Annotated in this window: 25 protein-coding genes and 1 tRNA gene; 21 read left to right on the top strand and 5 right to left on the bottom strand. The window is 68.1% G+C overall.

The genetic code is table 11. From position 1 onward, the window contains the following. Positions 1 to 87: 87 nt before the first annotated feature. Genes ACWEO7_RS17660 through ACWEO7_RS17650 form a run of 3 tightly spaced genes read left to right on the top strand, consistent with a single transcriptional unit; the run spans position 88 to position 3,901 of the window. The gene (locus ACWEO7_RS17660; RefSeq protein WP_452424490.1) at positions 88 to 990 is read left to right on the top strand and encodes a metal-dependent hydrolase; all 903 of its coding nucleotides are present in this window, start codon (positions 88 to 90) and stop codon (positions 988 to 990) included. 32 nt (positions 991 to 1,022) lie between these two features. Continuing rightward, positions 1,023 to 2,090: a PDR/VanB family oxidoreductase gene (locus ACWEO7_RS17655; RefSeq protein ID WP_452424562.1), complete on the top strand. Its 1,068-nt coding sequence runs from the start codon at positions 1,023 to 1,025 to the stop codon at positions 2,088 to 2,090. Between the two features lie 29 nt (positions 2,091 to 2,119). Next, on the top strand, positions 2,120 to 3,901 hold the full coding sequence (locus ACWEO7_RS17650) for an SDR family oxidoreductase (protein WP_452424488.1): 1,782 nt from the start codon (positions 2,120 to 2,122) through the stop codon (positions 3,899 to 3,901). Positions 3,902 to 3,903: 2 nt separating this feature from the next. Here ACWEO7_RS17650 and ACWEO7_RS17645 read toward each other — a convergent pair whose 3' ends face one another. Both ACWEO7_RS17645 and ACWEO7_RS17640 read right to left on the bottom strand, forming a co-directional pair. Further along, on the bottom strand, positions 3,904 to 4,416 hold the full coding sequence (locus ACWEO7_RS17645) for a hypothetical protein (protein ID WP_452424486.1): 513 nt from the start codon (positions 4,414 to 4,416) through the stop codon (positions 3,904 to 3,906). Positions 4,417 to 4,731: 315 nt separating this feature from the next. Then, positions 4,732 to 4,884: a hypothetical protein gene (locus ACWEO7_RS17640; RefSeq protein WP_174553193.1), complete on the bottom strand. Its 153-nt coding sequence runs from the start codon at positions 4,882 to 4,884 to the stop codon at positions 4,732 to 4,734. 78 nt (positions 4,885 to 4,962) lie between these two features. On the opposite strand from ACWEO7_RS17640, the gene ACWEO7_RS17635 reads away from it, so the two are divergent. Then, positions 4,963 to 5,958, top strand: a complete 996-nt coding sequence (locus tag ACWEO7_RS17635) for a zinc-binding dehydrogenase (RefSeq protein WP_452424484.1) — start codon at positions 4,963 to 4,965, stop codon at positions 5,956 to 5,958. Positions 5,959 to 6,022: 64 nt separating this feature from the next. Then, positions 6,023 to 6,187, top strand: coding sequence for a hypothetical protein (locus ACWEO7_RS17630; RefSeq protein ID WP_452424482.1), 165 nt, complete (start codon positions 6,023 to 6,025; stop codon positions 6,185 to 6,187). Positions 6,188 to 6,191: 4 nt separating this feature from the next. On the opposite strand, the gene ACWEO7_RS17625 is transcribed toward ACWEO7_RS17630, so the two are convergent. Further along, on the bottom strand, positions 6,192 to 6,620 hold the full coding sequence (locus ACWEO7_RS17625; protein WP_452424480.1) for a nitroreductase/quinone reductase family protein: 429 nt from the start codon (positions 6,618 to 6,620) through the stop codon (positions 6,192 to 6,194). Positions 6,621 to 6,733: 113 nt separating this feature from the next. On the opposite strand from ACWEO7_RS17625, the gene ACWEO7_RS17620 reads away from it, so the two are divergent. From ACWEO7_RS17620 to ACWEO7_RS17610, 3 genes are all read left to right on the top strand, one after another. Continuing rightward, positions 6,734 to 6,807 (top strand) — tRNA-Ile (locus ACWEO7_RS17620). 97 nt (positions 6,808 to 6,904) lie between these two features. Beyond that, positions 6,905 to 7,837 carry a tyrosine-type recombinase/integrase gene (locus ACWEO7_RS17615; protein WP_452424479.1) on the top strand — a complete coding sequence of 311 codons (933 nt, stop codon included), beginning with the start codon at positions 6,905 to 6,907 and terminating at the stop codon, positions 7,835 to 7,837. Positions 7,838 to 7,902: 65 nt separating this feature from the next. Beyond that, positions 7,903 to 8,433 carry an HD domain-containing protein gene (locus ACWEO7_RS17610; protein ID WP_452424477.1) on the top strand — a complete coding sequence of 177 codons (531 nt, stop codon included), beginning with the start codon at positions 7,903 to 7,905 and terminating at the stop codon, positions 8,431 to 8,433. Positions 8,434 to 8,451: 18 nt separating this feature from the next. On the opposite strand, the gene ACWEO7_RS17605 is transcribed toward ACWEO7_RS17610, so the two are convergent. After that, a complete protein-coding gene (locus ACWEO7_RS17605; protein ID WP_452424475.1) occupies positions 8,452 to 8,922 on the bottom strand; it encodes an NUDIX hydrolase in 471 nt (156 codons plus the stop codon). 6 nt (positions 8,923 to 8,928) lie between these two features. After that, positions 8,929 to 9,669: a helix-turn-helix domain-containing protein gene (locus tag ACWEO7_RS17600; RefSeq protein WP_063049160.1), complete on the bottom strand. Its 741-nt coding sequence runs from the start codon at positions 9,667 to 9,669 to the stop codon at positions 8,929 to 8,931. A gap of 150 nt (positions 9,670 to 9,819) precedes the next feature. Here ACWEO7_RS17600 and ACWEO7_RS17595 point away from each other — a divergent pair, with 150 nt between their 5' ends. From ACWEO7_RS17595 to ACWEO7_RS17535, 13 genes are read left to right on the top strand one after another with little or no spacing between them, the layout of a single operon-like run. After that, complete coding sequence (locus ACWEO7_RS17595) at positions 9,820 to 10,032, top strand: helix-turn-helix domain-containing protein (RefSeq protein ID WP_452424473.1); 213 nt, start codon at positions 9,820 to 9,822, stop codon at positions 10,030 to 10,032. Then, the gene (locus tag ACWEO7_RS17590) at positions 10,029 to 10,301 is read left to right on the top strand and encodes a hypothetical protein (RefSeq protein WP_452424472.1); all 273 of its coding nucleotides are present in this window, start codon (positions 10,029 to 10,031) and stop codon (positions 10,299 to 10,301) included. The genes ACWEO7_RS17595 and ACWEO7_RS17590 overlap by 4 nt, the downstream gene beginning before the upstream one ends. Next, on the top strand, positions 10,295 to 10,450 hold the full coding sequence (locus ACWEO7_RS17585; RefSeq protein ID WP_397280525.1) for a hypothetical protein: 156 nt from the start codon (positions 10,295 to 10,297) through the stop codon (positions 10,448 to 10,450). Before ACWEO7_RS17590 ends, ACWEO7_RS17585 begins: the two co-directional genes overlap by 7 nt. Then, the gene (locus ACWEO7_RS17580) at positions 10,447 to 10,788 is read left to right on the top strand and encodes a hypothetical protein (protein WP_397280528.1); all 342 of its coding nucleotides are present in this window, start codon (positions 10,447 to 10,449) and stop codon (positions 10,786 to 10,788) included. The genes ACWEO7_RS17585 and ACWEO7_RS17580 overlap by 4 nt, the downstream gene beginning before the upstream one ends. Further along, positions 10,785 to 11,117, top strand: a complete 333-nt coding sequence (locus tag ACWEO7_RS17575; protein ID WP_452424469.1) for a hypothetical protein — start codon at positions 10,785 to 10,787, stop codon at positions 11,115 to 11,117. Before ACWEO7_RS17580 ends, ACWEO7_RS17575 begins: the two co-directional genes overlap by 4 nt. Then, a complete protein-coding gene (locus ACWEO7_RS17570) occupies positions 11,114 to 11,524 on the top strand; it encodes a hypothetical protein (RefSeq protein WP_452424468.1) in 411 nt (136 codons plus the stop codon). The genes ACWEO7_RS17575 and ACWEO7_RS17570 overlap by 4 nt, the downstream gene beginning before the upstream one ends. Continuing rightward, positions 11,521 to 12,570 (top strand): hypothetical protein, encoded by a 1,050-nt coding sequence (locus ACWEO7_RS17565; protein ID WP_452424466.1) that lies wholly within the window; start codon positions 11,521 to 11,523, stop codon positions 12,568 to 12,570. The genes ACWEO7_RS17570 and ACWEO7_RS17565 overlap by 4 nt, the downstream gene beginning before the upstream one ends. 8 nt (positions 12,571 to 12,578) lie before the next feature. Then, positions 12,579 to 14,597 (top strand): hypothetical protein, encoded by a 2,019-nt coding sequence (locus ACWEO7_RS17560; protein ID WP_452424464.1) that lies wholly within the window; start codon positions 12,579 to 12,581, stop codon positions 14,595 to 14,597. After that, positions 14,594 to 14,806: a hypothetical protein gene (locus ACWEO7_RS17555; protein WP_452424463.1), complete on the top strand. Its 213-nt coding sequence runs from the start codon at positions 14,594 to 14,596 to the stop codon at positions 14,804 to 14,806. The genes ACWEO7_RS17560 and ACWEO7_RS17555 overlap by 4 nt, the downstream gene beginning before the upstream one ends. Before the next feature lie 51 nt (positions 14,807 to 14,857). After that, positions 14,858 to 15,106 (top strand): hypothetical protein, encoded by a 249-nt coding sequence (locus ACWEO7_RS17550; protein WP_452424461.1) that lies wholly within the window; start codon positions 14,858 to 14,860, stop codon positions 15,104 to 15,106. Continuing rightward, positions 15,103 to 15,249 carry a hypothetical protein gene (locus ACWEO7_RS17545; RefSeq protein ID WP_452424460.1) on the top strand — a complete coding sequence of 49 codons (147 nt, stop codon included), beginning with the start codon at positions 15,103 to 15,105 and terminating at the stop codon, positions 15,247 to 15,249. Before ACWEO7_RS17550 ends, ACWEO7_RS17545 begins: the two co-directional genes overlap by 4 nt. A 34-nt stretch (positions 15,250 to 15,283) precedes the next feature. Then, positions 15,284 to 15,892 carry a hypothetical protein gene (locus tag ACWEO7_RS17540; protein WP_452424459.1) on the top strand — a complete coding sequence of 203 codons (609 nt, stop codon included), beginning with the start codon at positions 15,284 to 15,286 and terminating at the stop codon, positions 15,890 to 15,892. 23 nt (positions 15,893 to 15,915) lie between these two features. Then, the gene (locus tag ACWEO7_RS17535) at positions 15,916 to 16,281 is read left to right on the top strand and encodes a hypothetical protein (protein WP_452424457.1); all 366 of its coding nucleotides are present in this window, start codon (positions 15,916 to 15,918) and stop codon (positions 16,279 to 16,281) included. Positions 16,282 to 16,300 lie beyond the last annotated feature (19 nt).

Below are 16,300 nucleotides of genomic sequence, written 5' to 3'. Positions count from 1 at the left end.
CGGAAGTTCTATATATGTGTATGATCCTTGCTACAGATATGTAGGAATCGCGCGGCGACGCGGGCGCGTGAGGATCGAGGAGTATCGATGAAGCTACTTCGCAGGGCCGGCCGGCGGCCCGACACCGACCCGGGCGCCGTGGCGCTGCACGCCCGCAACGTGCGCTTCGACTGGTCGGACACGCCGCTGCGCTGGATGCCCGCCGAGCCCATCGCCTCGCATCTGATCAACTCGCTGAATCTCCTGCTGCCCGAAGGGGAGCGCATGTTCTGCGCCGCGTACGCCGAGGCGCTGCCGTACGTGCGGGACGAGCGGCTGCGGGAGGCGATGCTCGGGTTCGTCGGTCAGGAATCGATGCACGCCGAGACGCACGACAAGGTGTTGCACGAGGTGCTCGCCGCGCACGGCATCGATCCCGAGCCCTATCTGCGGCATGCCGAGTATCTGTTCCGCCGCACGCTCGGGCCGAGAGATGTCGAAGGCGTCGCCGGACGGCAGGTGATGGTGGAGCGGCTGGCCTTCATAGCGTGCCTGGAGCACTTCTTCGCCTACCTCGGCGACTGGGTGCTCAACGCGGATCTGGAGCGGTTCGGCGCCGACCCGCGCATGGCGGACCTCTTCCGCTGGCACGGGGCGGAGGAGGTCGAGCACCGGCACGTCGCGCACGACGTGGCCGTGTACTTCGGGGCCGGATACGTGCGGCGCGCGGCCCTCATGCTGCTGGTGTTCCCGATCTTCCTGACGTTGGTGGTGCGCGGCACCAAGTTCCTCGTCCACCAGGACCGCGACCTGCCCGACCACGGCTATCCGCGGCTGCTGGCGCGGGTCTTCGGTGCGATGTGGCGCGGGGCGTTGCCCGGCGTCCCCTCGCTGCTGTGGAGTGCGTTGAGCACATTCAGGCCCGGCTACGACCCGGAGACGGTCGGCTCCACCGCTCAGGCGGTGGCCTATCTGGCCAAGTCCCCGGCGGCGCGGGCGATGGCCTCGTGAGGTCGCCGGTTCCCGCCCAACTGCCCGCGGACCTGTTCGGCAGACGCGAGCGTGACCGCACCGTGCGGGTGCTCGACGCGGTGGCGTCGGCCCGACTGCGCTGGACCGCTCTGATCAATCGGCGCGATCCGCGTCCGAAGACGGACGATCGGCGGCTCGCGCTGGTGGTCACCGAGCGGCGGATCGAGGCACACGACCAAGACGTGGTGAGCCTGCGGCTGGCCGCCCCGGATCGGCGCGCGTTGCCGCCCTGGCGTCCCGGCGCGCATCTCGACCTCGAGCTGCCTTCCGGCCGTTTGCGGCAGTACTCGCTGTGCGGCGACCCCGCGGACGTCCGCGCCTACCGGGTGGCGGTGCGCCGGATCCCCGACGGCGGCGGTGGATCTGTCGAGGTGCACGACTGCCTCCCGGTGGGTTCGGCGATCGTGGTGCGCGGTCCGCGCAACGCCTTCCCGTTCGCCGTGCCCGGCCACGGATCTCCGGCTGTGCGTTTGCATTTCGTGGCGGGCGGCATCGGCGTCACGCCGATCCTGCCCATGGTCGGGTTGGCGCACCGGCTGGGTATCGAGTGGTCGATGGTGTACACGGGGCGCAGCCGGGATACCTTGCCCTTCCTCGACGAGTTGGCGGGATTCGGCGACCGCGTCGTGGTCCGCACCGACGACGAACACGGTCTCCCCGATGCGGGCGCCCTGCTGCCCGGCGTCGGACCCGACACCGCCGTCTATTGCTGCGGTCCGGTGCCGATGATCACCGTCATTGCCGATGCGGTGCGGGAAATCCCCCAGGTGGAACTGCATTTCGAGCGGTTCTCGCCACCGCCGATCGTGAACGGTAAGCCGTTCGAGATCGAATTCGCTTCCACGGGGCAGGTCGTCGAGGTCGCCGCGGGCCGCACCGCGCTCGACGCCATCCTCGCTTCCCGGCCCGACCGCCCGTACTCGTGCAGGCAAGGATTCTGCCGCACCTGCAAGGTCCGGGTACTGGCCGGCGAACCCGACCATCGCGACAGCGTGCTCACCGACGCCGAGCGCGAGGCGGGCGCGATGCTCGTCTGCGTCTCGCGCGCCGACGGTGGCCGCCTCGTGCTCGATCTGTGATCCGACCCGCCGGTCGGCCAAGGAGAATCTTGATGACCACCACCGAAATCGCCGAATTCCCCGCGGTCGAACGCACCGTGCGCAGCGGTGAATTCGACCTCGCGGTCTACGAATACGGCGACCCGGCCGCGGAAACCGTTGTGCTGGTGCATGGTTGGCCCGACACCCATCACCTGTGGGACGCCGTCGTGCCGCGACTGGCTCGGCGGTTCCACGTCGTCGCCTACGACACCCGCGGGCACGGGCGCTCCACCCGCACCCGGCGCACCGCCGACTTCCGGCTCGACCGGCTGGCCGCGGACTTCTACGCGGTCGCCGACGCGGTCAGCCCCGGTCGGCCCGTACATGTGCTCGCCCACGACTGGGGTTCGGTGCAGGTATGGGAAGCGGTGTGCGAGCCCGGCGCGGCGGCCCGGATCGCGTCGTTCACCTCCGTCTCGGGACCGAACCTGGACCACGTCGGCAAATGGATCCGCGACCGGCTGACGCGTCCGACACCGCGCAACGTGTGGCAGCCGTTCACCCAACTGCTGTCCTCGGCTTACACCTTCTTCTTCATGACCCCCGGGCTGCCGCGCGCCACCCTCGGACTGGTGGGGACCGAACGCGTCTGGCGGCGGGTCGTCGCGCTGATGAACGAGACCGCGCCGTCGAACGTGCGTCTCGGCCCCACCTTTCGCGCCGACATCGTCGACGGCCTGCTGATCTACCGCGCGAACATCGTGCAGCGCATGCTCGCCCCACGCGAGCGGCGCACCGAGGTGCCGGTGCAGCTGATCGTCGCCGGACGCGACGTCGCCGTGCGACCAGCCGGATTCGACGACGAACACAAGTGGACCGAGCGACTGTGGCGGCGGGACGTCCCCGCCGGGCACTGGATGCCGTTCTCCCACCCGGAGTTGCTGGCCACCGCGACCACCGAACTGATCGACACGCTCGGCGGCTCGGCGGCGCCCCGGACCCTGCGCCGCGCCGAGGTGGGCCGGACCGTGCGGCCGTTCGACGATCAGCTGGTGGTCGTCACCGGCGGTGGCAGCGGCATCGGGCGTGCGACCGCGCTCGCCTTGGCCCGTCGCGGCGCGGAGATCGTCGTCTCCGACATCGATCCGGTGGCGGCGAAGGAGACCGCCGAGCTGATCGCCGCCGAACACGGTGTGGCGCACGCCTATCCGCTCGACGTCGCCGATGAAGGCGCGATGCGCGCGCACGCCGAGGCGGTGCTGGCGACCCACGGCGTCCCGGACATCCTGATCAACAACGCGGGGATCGGTCAGGCCGGTGGATTCTTCGAGACGTCGGCGGAGGAATTCGACCGGGTACTGCGGATCAACCTCGGCGGCGTGGTGAACGGCTGCCGCTCGTTCGGTCCGGCCATGGCCGAGCGCGGTCTCGGTGGACACATCGTGAACCTGTCGAGCATGGCGGCCTACAGTCCGCAGCAGGGGTTCAGCGCCTACGCCACCAGCAAGTCGGCGGTGTTCATGTTCTCCGACTGCTTGCGAGCGGAAGTCGCCGGTCGCGGCATCTCGGTGCACACCATCTGCCCCGGCATCGTGCACACCGACATCGTGCGGCGAACTCGGTTCTCCGGCGTCAGCGCGGAGGAGGAGAAGCGCAAGCAGGAGCGTTACGACAACCTGTACCGGATGCGGCGATACGGGCCGGAGAAGGTGGCCGAGCGGATCGTGCGCGCGGTGCAGCGGGATCGCGGCATCGTGCCGGTGACGCCGGAAGCCCACTTGCAGTACCACTTCGGCCGGTTCGCGCCCGGCGTCGTCCGATTCCTGGCGGCGCGGGTGAAGCTGACCTGAGATCAGGAGGCGAGAGTGCGGGCCAACTCCGCCTCGACGGCCACGACCCGATCGGCGTCGATGCCCCACGGGTGCTCGACACCGACCCGCCGGTCCAGATTCCACAGCACGCACTCCTCGCCGGGAGCCGCCACGAACGACCACGCGACCACGGTGCGGCCGAGCTGTTCGTCCATGGATCCGTGCGCGGGGTTCGGCGGCCCCGCGCCTTCCGGGAAGTGGTGCAGGAAGCGGCCGTAAGCCCTTGCGCAGAAATCGGCGTAGCGCGTGGTGCACAGAATGAATCCGTGCCATGCCTCGTCGACCGCGTGTGACGGCATGCCGATCACCTGGTCGTCACGCATGGCCACGCCGCAGCAGAGCAGCCACTGGTGCAATCCCTTGTCCACCAATTCCCGTGGCTGCCAAGGACAGGTCTTGTAGACGGCCTCGGGCAGTTCCAGCGCGTCGACAGCGGCGCGTACGGTCGCCAGGTCGACCTCGCGCACCGGGTTTCGACGGAACCTGAAGTTCACCACAGTTCACTGTACGTGCGCGCCGATGTGCGGCTACCGTTCTGACATGAGCGCACTCATCTTTCTGATCATCCTGTTGATGGTGCTGCTTCTCGTGGCGGCTCCGATCATCGCCGTGGTCGCCATCATCCGTTCGCAGCGCAACCGCTATCAGCCGCCGCCGTATGGTGCGTGGCGTGGCGGGTCCCGAAGCGGCGGATATTACGAGGGGGGTTCCACAGATCCGTTCTGGGCGGCCGGCGGAGCCGGTTTGATCGGCGGGTCCGACCAGCCGAGCGGCTGTGGCGGCGGGCATCAGCACCACCACGGCCATCATCACCACGGCAGCAGTTGCGGCGGGGGAAGCGGTTGCGGCGGTGGGAGCAGTTCCAGCTGTGGTGGCGGCAGCAGTTCCAGCTGCGGCGGTGGGAGCAGCTCCAGTTGTGGTGGTGGCAGCAGTTCCAGCTGCGGCGGCGGTTCCTGACGCACGATTTGACCTCAACATGACTTCAGGTTCCATGCTGATCTTCGTCCGAAGACGGCAAGGAACGACGAAGGGTGTGTGACATGCGGGCTGTGCAAGCCGGTGAGTTCGGTGGACCGGAAGTGCTCGTGGTGCGCGAGCTACCGGATCCGGTGGCCGGACCGGGGGAGGTGGTCGTCGACGTGGCCGCCGCTGATGTGATGTTCCTGGACACCAAGTTGCGTAGCGATTGGGGAACCGACTTCTTCGCGATCGAGCTGCCCTATGTGCCCGGCGGCGCGGTCGCCGGGGTGGTGGCGTCGGTCGGTTCCGGCGTCGATCCGTCCTGGATCGGCACGCGGGTGTCGACGCCCACCGCGGCCAGCGGCATCGGCGGGGGCCTGCCGATCGGCGGATATGCCGAGAAAGCGCTGGCCAAGGCGAATACGCTGGTCGCGTTGCCGGACGGGCTGACCGCGACGCAGGCGGTCGCGCTGGCCCACGACGGTCGAACCGCGCTCGCGGTGTTCGACCATGCCGCCGTCCAGCCGGGGGAATGGGTCCTGATCACCGCCGCGGCCGGTGGGCTCGGTGTACTGCTGATCCAGCTCGCCCGTGCGGCGGGCGCGCACGTCGTCGCCGCCGCGCGTGGCGCCGCCAAGCTGCAACTCGCCGAGCGGCTCGGCGCGAGCGCGGTGGTCGACTACTCCGCGCCCGACTGGGCGGAGAAGGCGCGCGCCGCGACCGGGGGAGCGGGTGCGCACGTGGTATTCGACGGGGCGGGCGGCGCGCTCGGCGAGGCTGCGCTCACGGTAGCCGCAGATGGCGGGCGTTTTTTCGGATACGGAGCCGCCGCAGGCCAATTCGCCGTACTGAACCAGGAAAGCGCCGCGGTGCGCGGCATCAGCGTCTACGGGCTGTTCGACATCACCGGCGCGAACATCGATTGGCAGGCGATCGCCCGGCGCGCTCAGGATGAGGTCGTCGCGGGCCGCCTCGAGGTCGTCATCGGTCAGACCTTCCCGCTCGATCAGGCCGACCGGGCGCATGCCGCCATCGAGTCGAGGGCGGCGCTCGGGCGCACTTTGTTAACAGTGTGAACAAACCGGCGAACTGGACAATCGACGTAGTGCGCTGCCCCCGCGACGGCGCTAGGGTGCCGGGGTGGAAACTGTGCTCGTCGTCGCAATCGTCATCGTGGTCCTCGGCTTCGTGGTAGCTGTCGTCCAGTTCGCCAGCAGGCCGCCGAAGGAAGCCGAGCCATGGGACGACCATGACGACGCCGAGGACTACGAGGACGAATGGGACGAGGACTACCGCGAGGGCTGACCTGCTACGCCGGGGTCAGCACCACGACCGCGATGGGCCGCTTGGTCAGCTTTTGATAGGCGCTGTATCGACCCTTGTTCACCTCGTCGACGAGCGCCCACCGCCGCGCGTACTCGGGATCATCCGGCAGCGTCGCCCGGGCCCGCACCGTCAGTTTCCGCCGACCGACCTGGATTTCGCACTCCGGTCGGGCCTTCACGTTCGCCAGCCATCCCGGCGGCCGCGGCGATCCGCCGTTGGACGCCGTCACCAGATAGTCCGCACCGTCGCGCGCGTACGTCAGCGCCGAGGTCCGTTCCTCGCCCGACTTGCGCCCCACCGTCCGCAGCAGCAGCGTCGGATTCCCCAGCAGCAGCCGATGCCCCACCAGCCCACCGCTGTTCTCGTACACCCACTGATGCGCCTTCAGCACCTTCGTGAACAGACCGGCCATACCTGACCCTCCAGTAAGTTTCCGACCCACTCACCCTAGGTCATCCCCAGCCGACTGGTCCGCACCCCACCGGACCCGGTAGCATCCCCAACGCTCGCGGTTCCCCGCGGCACGGGGCGGTAGCTCAGTCGGTTAGAGCCGTGGACTCATAATCCATTGGTCGCGGGTTCGAGCCCCGCCCGCCCCACAAATGCCCTCTGATCTGCGGAAATGTTGAAATCGACAGCCGAGTTGATCCAGAACAGTGCTCCGACAGCAATGTATTTTGCCGGTAGAATCCGGACATGGGGCTGGATCTAGACGACATCCGAGAGCTTGCGGAGGACTTCGCGACGGAGCTGCGTCGCAAGAACCGGAGCAAGCAGACCATCGACGGCTACCTCACCCGAATCCGGTACTTCGCCGACTACCTTCAGGAACGCGAGCTGCCGACAACGGCGCCGGACATCACCCGCGCTCACATAGGCGGCTACATCGAAGACCTGCTCACGCGGCCCAATCGGCGCACCGGTGAGCCACTGTCGCCGGAGTACGCACGCGGCCAGTACCGATCGCTGCAACAGTTCTTCAAATACCTCGCGGCCGAAGAGATCATCGACGCGAATCCGTTCGGCAAGATGAGCCCGCCCGCGGTCCCCGACCAGCAGGTGCCCGTGCCGAGTATGGACGCGGTGAAAGCTCTGCTCGCAGAGTGCGATGGTGCCGATTTCGCCGATCGCCGCGATAACGCCATCATCCGGTTGTTCGCCGATACCGGGATGCGGTGCGGCGAACTCGCGCCGCTCGAGGTGGACTCGCTCGACTTCAACGAGAACACAGTGCTGGTGATCGGCAAGGGCGGCCGACCGCGGTCGTGTCCGTTCGGCGACAAGACCCGAACGGCGCTGCGGAGATACCTCCGAGTGCGTGCGAAGCATCCGGGCGCGAAGAACGACAATCCAGCTCTTTGGCTTGGTTACCGCGGAGTGATGACCGATTCCGGTATCCGCCAGATGCTCGAGCGGCGATGCGACGCGGCCGGCATCGAACGTCTGCATCCTCATCAGCTCCGTCACTTCTTCGCGCATACCTGGCTCGACAGCGGCGGACAGGAGCAAGATCTCATGATGCTTGCCGGATGGCGGTCGCGTCAGATGCTCGCACGATACGGTGCCGCGGTGGCCGACAGTCGCGCGAAGTCGGCGCATCGGCGTGCGCGACTGGGAGACAAGCTGTAGGGCCATCTGGACGGCGCAGTCGGGGGCAACAGCAGGTCATGCGGCAAGGCGATACGGTTGCCTGTATGACCGATGACTTCGTTGCGTGGGCTGCGCAGCTGGCACGGGACAATCTCGTCGGCATGTCTCGGCGGTGGCAGCACGTCCAAGGCGTTGCTCGGCTTGCTCGGCAGGCCGTCGATGTGGTTGACGACGGCGACCTATTGTTGGCTGCGGCGTGGCTGCATGACATTGGCTACGCACCGTCGATCCGTAGGACCGGATTTCACCCGGTTGATGGCGCCGAGTTCCTGCGGCGTGAGGGCGCGCCGGAGCGATTGTGCGCTCTCGTCGCCAACCATTCGTGTGCTTGTGTCGAGGCTCGCAACCGCAATATCGAGATCAGCTGGCCGGATGAGCAGACAGCACTCCGCGACGCGCTGTGGTGGGCGGATATCATGACGACCCCAACCGGTGAGACGACGGATGTGCTCAGTCGCATTGCCGAGGTCCGCGAACGCTACGGCCCGGATCATGTCGTATCCAGGTCGTTGGCTGAGGCCACGCCTGAGCTGATCGAAGCAGTTGACCGTACCGAGAAGCTGTTGCGTGAATAGTCGGCTGTTCGTCGTCTGTCACGTGTAATACGGCCGCGCTGAAGGAGTCAGGCCCCGCTCGATACGAAGCGCGATCGATGGATGGACGTCCAGAGACGAAACATCGCTAGGTGCAACCCATCTGACTTCCTTCGACTCCGAACTAGTTCGGAGTTCGCCTCCGATTGGGTCGGCGCGAAAGCAGATCGAGAACTCCTGACGGACTTCACCATCGTCGTATGCGATGACGTGCTCCGGATTCGAGAATATTCCGATGAGGTCGGTCACCTGCACATCGATCCCGGTTTCCTCTTTGACCTCTCGTACGAGCGCCTGTGTGACCGTCTCGCCCGCTTCGAGCCCGCCCCCAGGGATCGAATAGTGATCATTGTCGGTGCGGTGGATCATCAGGATTCTGCCCTGTGAATCGCGCACAAATGCACTAACGGCGACCTTGATGCTGTTCGGCGTGGGTGCGTCAGGGTCGTGGAAATAATCGATCCGGGCCATGAACGATCACCTTTCGGGGGTCGCGTTCGACCATACGTGCTCGAAGCTGGTCATATACGTCTCGAACATGTCGCCAGCGGGCAACTGGCGCAGATGAAGCGCGGGGGCGTGCGCGCCCGGCAGCCCGTAGACATGCATGTTGACGATCATCTCGTTGTCGAATCGGAACACCGAGTTGTAGAGCGTCGTGTCGTGGTATCGAAGCTCGACGCCCTCGATCTCGGCCAGCGGCTCGATCAGTGCGAGTGCGTTGTTGATACGCGAGGGCACGGTGCCTGCCGCCAGGCGTTCCTCGGCGCTCCGCTTGTCGGCTTCCGCCGCGGTCGGGCGACCGAACAGCAGTCGAACCTTCAGCCCGTCGCGTGTCTTCTTGCGCAGGGTTCGTGTGAATTCGGGCTCCTCGGCAAGGAACAAGCCCGCGAGCACGAGGACGTCGAGTTGTTCGCTCGTGCTCGACAGCAGCCGCTTCCACAGGTCACTTGGAATTGCACTGCGGTGTGGGTAGACCGTCAGGACTTCCGATTGTGCAACCTCGACCTTCCGTTCTGGCGCGAGAGCGTCCGGCCACAAGTAGTTCTCGGTTTCTCCGACCAGCGCGGCGACGGCATGCCGGTGCTTTGGGTAGGGCACGCGGCCCTTCGTGATCCACCGTTCGACGGTCTTTGGCTCCACGCCGACCTTGTCCGCGACGTCCGGGATGTCGAGGCCAGCCTGCTGCATCGCATTGCGAAGGCGTTCGTTCGCCATTTCGCCTCCAATTTCAGGGACGTCTAGGGACTTCTTCAACGGTACCTGAGACGTCTGGACAAGTCCACCTATGCGGTGCTTACGCCCGAAGTTTCGGCGAAAAGTGTGGAACTGCAACGTATTTCCCACTTTTCGAAGGAGCGGGCATTGATGGACAAGGCTTCTACTGAGGCCCGGAATCTGATCAGCCTCAAGACCGCGGCGGCGCTCGTCGACGTCGACACGAAGACGATTCGAAACTGGATCGCGGCCGGTGATCTCAACGGATTCAGGGTGAACGGACGCCTGCTGCGGGTCGAGCGTGACGAGCTGCTGGCGCTGATTCGGCCCGCCGCGACCGTCATCCACGGCGGTGTGGCATGAGCACCCCGGTCGAGCGGACATTGCAGGCGCGGATCGCCGCGCACGAGTCCGGGGCGAAAACTTCCGATCGCGCAGCGCGCACCGCGAAGGCGCGGGCGGCGATGGCGAGCAAGTTCGACCGCATTGTCGACCCGGATGGGCTGTTGAGCCCGGAGGAGCGCGCGTACCGCGCTGATCAGGCTCGGAAGGCTCATTACACGCGGCTCGCGTTGAAGTCTGCGCAGGTCCGCCGCCGTCGCGGTCGAGACCGCAAGGGCGGTGAGTGCTGATGCGGGCGCGGACGTTCGGTCTGGCGGTTGCCGCCATCGCGGTCGGCTACCTCGTGCTGACGGCGCCTGAGGTTGTCGGTTTCACGGTGATGTCTCTGGGCGTGATCGCGTTCTGGCGGACGTCGCGGCGATGGAAGGTCCGGCGATGAGCGCGCCGTGGCGGCAGGACCAGCCTGTTCAGGGGTACACGGTCACGCATTTCGACCGCCGTGGTGGTCACAACCCGTTGCATTCGATGGCCGGGCCGGAGTTCACCGGCACGGGTGCGGTGTTCGCGCCGCTGGGGCTGTTGCCGCCGGTGGTTCGGCTGGCCGCGTTCGGTGTGTTGCTGCTCATCGGGATGGGCGGGTGCACGGCGGCGTGGATCGATCAGCAGCACTATGTGCCGTCGCCGAACATCTGCCGCCCGGTGGACGCCGGGGTTCCGGCGGAACCGGCGGGGTCGTGTGTGCCGCGGTCGCAGCTGCCCGAGGGGGCGGCACGGTGAGCGCACAGGACCGCCGCCGCGAGCGGGCGGAGCTGGAGGCCGAGAAGGCCCGCTTGGATCTCGTTCACGGTGTGCTGGCCGACATGGTGTTCTCCGCTGGCGATGTGTCGGAGGCGAAGGGATACCGCGACAACGACTTCGAGATGTCGAGGGCGCAGCACGTCGGTGAGCATCAGGCGCAGGTTCACGCCGAGCGGACTGCGGTGTGGGACCGGTTGCTCGACTACCGCCATGGTCCGGCGTTGGCGGCGAAGATCCGCGCCCAGCTCGCGGCTGATCGGGACCGTCTGCGGCGGGAGCGTTCCCGCGGGATCGAGCGTTCGCGATGAGCCGTTTTCACGATCCGGATGGCAAGCGGTTCGGTGTCCCGACCTGGCCGTGGGGGTTGGCGCCGCAGCATCTGCGGACGCGCCGCCAGCTGGCCCGGGAGGGCAAGAGCCCTGGTGGTGAGTACGAGGCGCAGGTGCTGCGTGCTCGGGGTGGTGCGCGAGGACCGCTGAAGGCGCACCTGTACGACGCGGAATCAGCGGTGCCGAAACGAGTTTCGAGTGAGGCGCAGCTGGAGGCATTGCAGCTGGCGCGGTGGACGCGCTCGGCGATGGCTGCGGAGCGGCGAGGGGTGGATGCGACGGAGATGCGTGAGTTCATCGCGCAGGCCCGCACCGATATCGCCGAGCGCCGCCGCGGGGCCGGTCACAGCCGCGGCTCGCGGCAGGGAAGGGAGCGAACCCGATGAACCACAACAAGGAGAGTCACGGTGCGGATCTCGACGAGTCCATCACCGCGTTGCGCGCCTCGGGAATGGGCTACCAGAAGATCGCCCGCACCCTGGGCATCCGTGCCCGCCGGGTGGAGGTGGCGCTCGGGGAGGTCACGCGATTGCACGGTCGCGGGCTCAGCCAGGCCGAGATCGGGCGTCGAGTTGGGCTGCCTCGCACCACCGTTCAGGCTCTCATCCCCGACCGGCCGCAGCGGTCGACAGCGCGGAAGACATCGGTGTTGGCGGCGTTGTCGGAGATGAACGGGATGCAGCGGGACACCTTGGGCTGGTTCCTGGGGATGGAGCGCAACCACGTGTACGCGCTGGTCGCCGACCTCGTCCGCGACGGCGACGTGTACGAGCCGGAAGAGGTTCAGGCGGGTGAGAAATGGGTGGTGCCCACCCGCGTGACCGCGGCCCGCTTCTTGGGTTGGCGGCCCAGTGATTGGCGTCCGCGGTTGGCATTGGCCGAGCACTACCGGGCAGTGGCGCAGGCACGGGTGATGCTGGTCGGTTCCGATCCGCAGCTGTGGGTGTCAGAGCGGGTGCTGCGCCACCGTGTGCAGTCCGCCGAGGGCGGACCGCGGTCGAAGACCCCGGTGCCGGTGTCGACCGGCCGCGAGCCGCAACTGGGGCGCACCCACATCCACGACGGCCGGTTCCTTGGTGCTCGGGAGGGTGTCCACGGCTGGTGGGCGCTGGAGGTCGAGCTGTCCAAGAAGCAGCCGGAACACATGGACATCGCGTTGCGGGGCGCGATCCGCGCCGCCCGTGACAGCGACGTCGAACCGATGGTCGGCGTGCTCTACCTGTGCCGGTCCCGAGCGGTCCGCGACAACGTCAACGCCGCTTCGGATCGACTGCCAGACCACGAGTTCGGACGGCTGGAACTGCATCTGGTGGTCAGCGATTTCGACGCGGAATGGGCCGCGTGGCTCGAGAAGTACGCGCAATTGCGCGAGGCCAGCAAGGCGGCGAGCCCGAATCGTCGGCGCCGCAACCTCATTCATCTCTCCCAGTAGGAAGCATCATGAGCAATCCGAACTGCCAGCCGATTCTCACCCCCCACGATTGCGGCCCCTTCGGTGCCTCGCAGGTACCCGCATCGCCGGAGCAGACCGCCCCGCTAGTGCAGCCGGGCGCGGGTAGCGGCCCGCTGGTGCCGCAGGCGCCGCCGGTTCGCCACGTCGAAGGCTGGGATCTGCCGACGCTGGACTTGTCCGCGGTCGGTGACGCGGCCTCGACAGCGACGGTGTGCGGTGTCGTGATCGTGGCGATGCTGGTCATGATCGTGGCCGTCGCGGCGCGCTGGCCGTTGGCGCCGCACCGGTTGCGCAACTTCGCGATCGGCTCTCTGCTGCTGCCCGCGGCGTCGGCGATGGCCGGCGGATCCTGGATCACCCCCGCCTCCCTGTTGTGGTCGGGCGCGGCGCGGGTCGCCGACGGCGACCTGGGCGGGCTGCGCACGATGGTCGTGCTCGGTGCCCCGGTGGCCGCGCTGGCGGCGACGTACTGGTGGGCGTCGTTCGTGCATAAGACCAACACGGTTGGGTTGAAGAACCTGGGCCGCACCGAGCGGGTGCAGGCGGCGCTGGCCGCACGCCAGTTCGCCGGAGCCGCCCGCGCGGCGCGGTCGGTCGGTGCCCCGTTCACCACAACGGACGGGATCGTGCTGGGGCCGCTGGCGGATCGGCGCTCGGCGCATCCTCTCGGTGTGTGGTCGGAGCTGACCGCGCGGCATCAGGCGTGGATGGTGGTGCCGCACAAGGAAGCGCGCCGCCAGATGGCCGCGTTCGGCACGACCGGTTCGGGCAAGACGGAGCTGCTCAAGCGTTACGCGGTCGGGATGCTCGAATACGAGTGGAACGCCTGGCAGCGGTGGAAGGACGTGCCGGGCATGCGGGGCAAGCACCCACGCCCGCTGCTGGTGGTCGTGTCCTGCAAGGGCGGCAACGACGACAAGGTCTTGGGCCACGAGTTGCGCGAGATCGCCCAGCGCCGCGGTATCGCCGCCGACCGCATCGCCGAGGTTCCCCACGGCGCCCGCCTGAATGTGTGGGCGATGCGCGCCCGCGACCAGCGCGCCGTGCTCGGCGACATGCTCAACGCCGGACAGGCGTCGACGTCGGAAGGCCAGCACTTCGACGAGCTGCGCCGCCGCATCGTCTCCCTCGTCGTCGATGCCCCGGGCGGGCCGCCCCGGTCGAGCCGGGAGTTCCTGCAGCGCTTGACTCCCGAGACGCTGCTGGATCTGTGGGGCAACGCCCCGGACGTGAAGCGGATGGTCGAAGCCCTCCAGTCGGAGAAGGTCGACCAGCTCGCCGACATGCTGATCAAGGCATCCAACCTGTTCGACAGCCTCCAGGGTGAGGACGGGCGGATGGTGTTCGACGGCGGTGTCGACCTCGACGACCTCGACGTGCTGTATGTGACCGTGCCGGGCCTGGACAAGGACGCCGCCCGCGCCCAGGTCGCCGCCATCCTGCGGATGCTGATGCAGCGCGCTGCCCGCACCGCCAAGGACCAGCGTCGCAGCGTCACCCTGATCATCGACGAGCTGAGCGCGCTCACCACCGGTCAGGGCTCGATCGGGCTGGAAGAGGTGTGCGAGCGGGGCCGCTCCCAAGGCGTGAGCGTGCTGTTCGCCGCCCAGAGCCCCGAGGGTGTCGCCGGGGATCAGTGGGCGCTCGACCGGATCTTGAAGTCCTGCGCGGGTGGGGTGCTGCTGGGCTACGTCGAGAACGCCGGAGAGCTGTGCAAGCACTTCGGGTCGGTCCGGCACATGCTGCCGTCGCGGCACCTGATCAAGGGCCAGCGCACCGGCGACGAAGGACAGGTGTCGGTCGGTGAGAAGTGGCTGGTCGACCCCGACCGCGTCCGCCAGTTCGACACCGGCCAGTTCGTCTACGCCAAGGCCGGACGCGCCCAGTTCGGGTATGTCGTGCCCGTCGACCCCGCCACCGTGCGCCCCCTGCCCGGCACCACTGCTGCCGAGACCGAGACCGAAACCGTCACCACCACCGCCGCGGCCGCAGGTGGTGCGGCGTGACCGCGCGGAGACGCCCGAAGCTGCTCGATCTGTTCTGCAAGGCCGGAGGGGCGAGCATGGGCTACCACCGCGCGGGATTCGACGTGGTGGGCGTGGATATCGAACCGCAGCCGCGATACCCGTTCGAGTTCCACCAGGGCGACGCGCTGGAGTTCGTGCGCCGGTACGGGCACAGTTTCGACGCCATCGCCGCCAGCCCGCCCTGCTAGAAATACACGCCACTGCACGCACGGCGTCCGGGCAAGACCTACCCCGACCTCGTGGCCGCCGCCCGAGCCGCCCTCACCGAGGTGGGGAGGCCATTCGTCATCGAGAACGTGATGGCCGCCCCGCTGGACAAGAAGCGCTCGATCGTGCTGTGCGGCGGCATGTTCGGGCTGCGGACCTACCGGCACCGCCGGTTCGAGTCCAGTGTGCCGCTGGTCCCGCCGGAGCATCCCGCCACGTCATCCGCACCGCGACCCGGCAGCGGCGCCAGCGCTGGGCCGAAGGCTGGCACGTCTCGGTGACCGGTGACGTCGGCCGTTACGTCGGCCCCCAAGCGCTGGGCATCGACTGGATGACCGGCGACGAGCTGTGCCAGGCGATCCCACCCGCCTACACCGCCCACATCGGCCGCCAACTCCACTCCCACATCACTGTCCCCGCCTGAACCCCATCGATCCGAACCGACTGAAAGGCAACCCATGCGCATCATCCGACCCCACGACGACAACGACGACGACCAGCGGCGGCCCGACCCCGCTGCGGCGCCGACTGATCCCGCGATCGCGGGTGAACTGTTCGCCGACGAAGTCGAGGACTGGTTGGCCGGTATCGCCGACCTCGACACCGTCCCGACCACGACACCTGCACAGACCGAACGGCCCGCCGCCGACACCGGGCCGGTGCGCCGGGCCGCGCTGACCGTCGTGCCCGACCTCGACGACGAACCCACTGAGCAGGCCACTGCCGCGGTGGCGCCGGTCCCGGCGCGGTCACGGGCGCAGACTGCGCGGCGCACCGCGGCGGCTTCCGCCGTTGTGGTCGGTGCGGCCGTAACCGCCGGGTGGGGCGAGGGGCCGCTGGTGGTCGGTCCGCTGGCCGTCTACGGCGGCGCGTGGGTGGCCTACCTGTGGTGGAACGCCGCCCACCGCCCGCCCCTGCCGCAGGCCATCAGCACCGTCACCGCCGGTATCAGCCACGCCGTCGCCGCCGTCGCGACCGCCATCGCCGGGCTGCTGCGCGCCCTGGTCGAACGCATCGACCGCGCCCGCACCAAGCACGAGACCAACCGCACCACCCCGGCCCAGTAACCAACCACAAGAAAGGAAAACCGTTGAGCACCAGCCGAACCCCCGATGACCCGATCCGCACCGCGCCAGCCGATCTGTACGAGCGCCTGCACAACGTCGACGACCGGCTGTTCCAGCTGCGTCGCGAGATCAGCGATATCCGGCGCGAGTACGCCGCCCTGCGTCGGCACCCCGACGCGTTGGCGGTCGACAACCTGGGTGACCCGCTCGACCCCGTCGAAGCCACCTTCCGCGCGGAAACCGCGCTGGCGATGGCCGACGAGAAGTTGGACGCCGCCGACATCTGGCTGACCCGCGCCCGCGGCCGGTACGCGACCCGCCTCAAGCTCACCGACGCCGCCGCCGACGAACTCGACCGCCGACGCAACCGCGTCGAGCGAACCCGATGACCACCGAAAACACCCACGA

The organism is Nocardia sp. NPDC004260 (assembly GCF_053603155.1).
This window is presented reverse-complemented; position numbering and strand designations above follow the sequence as displayed.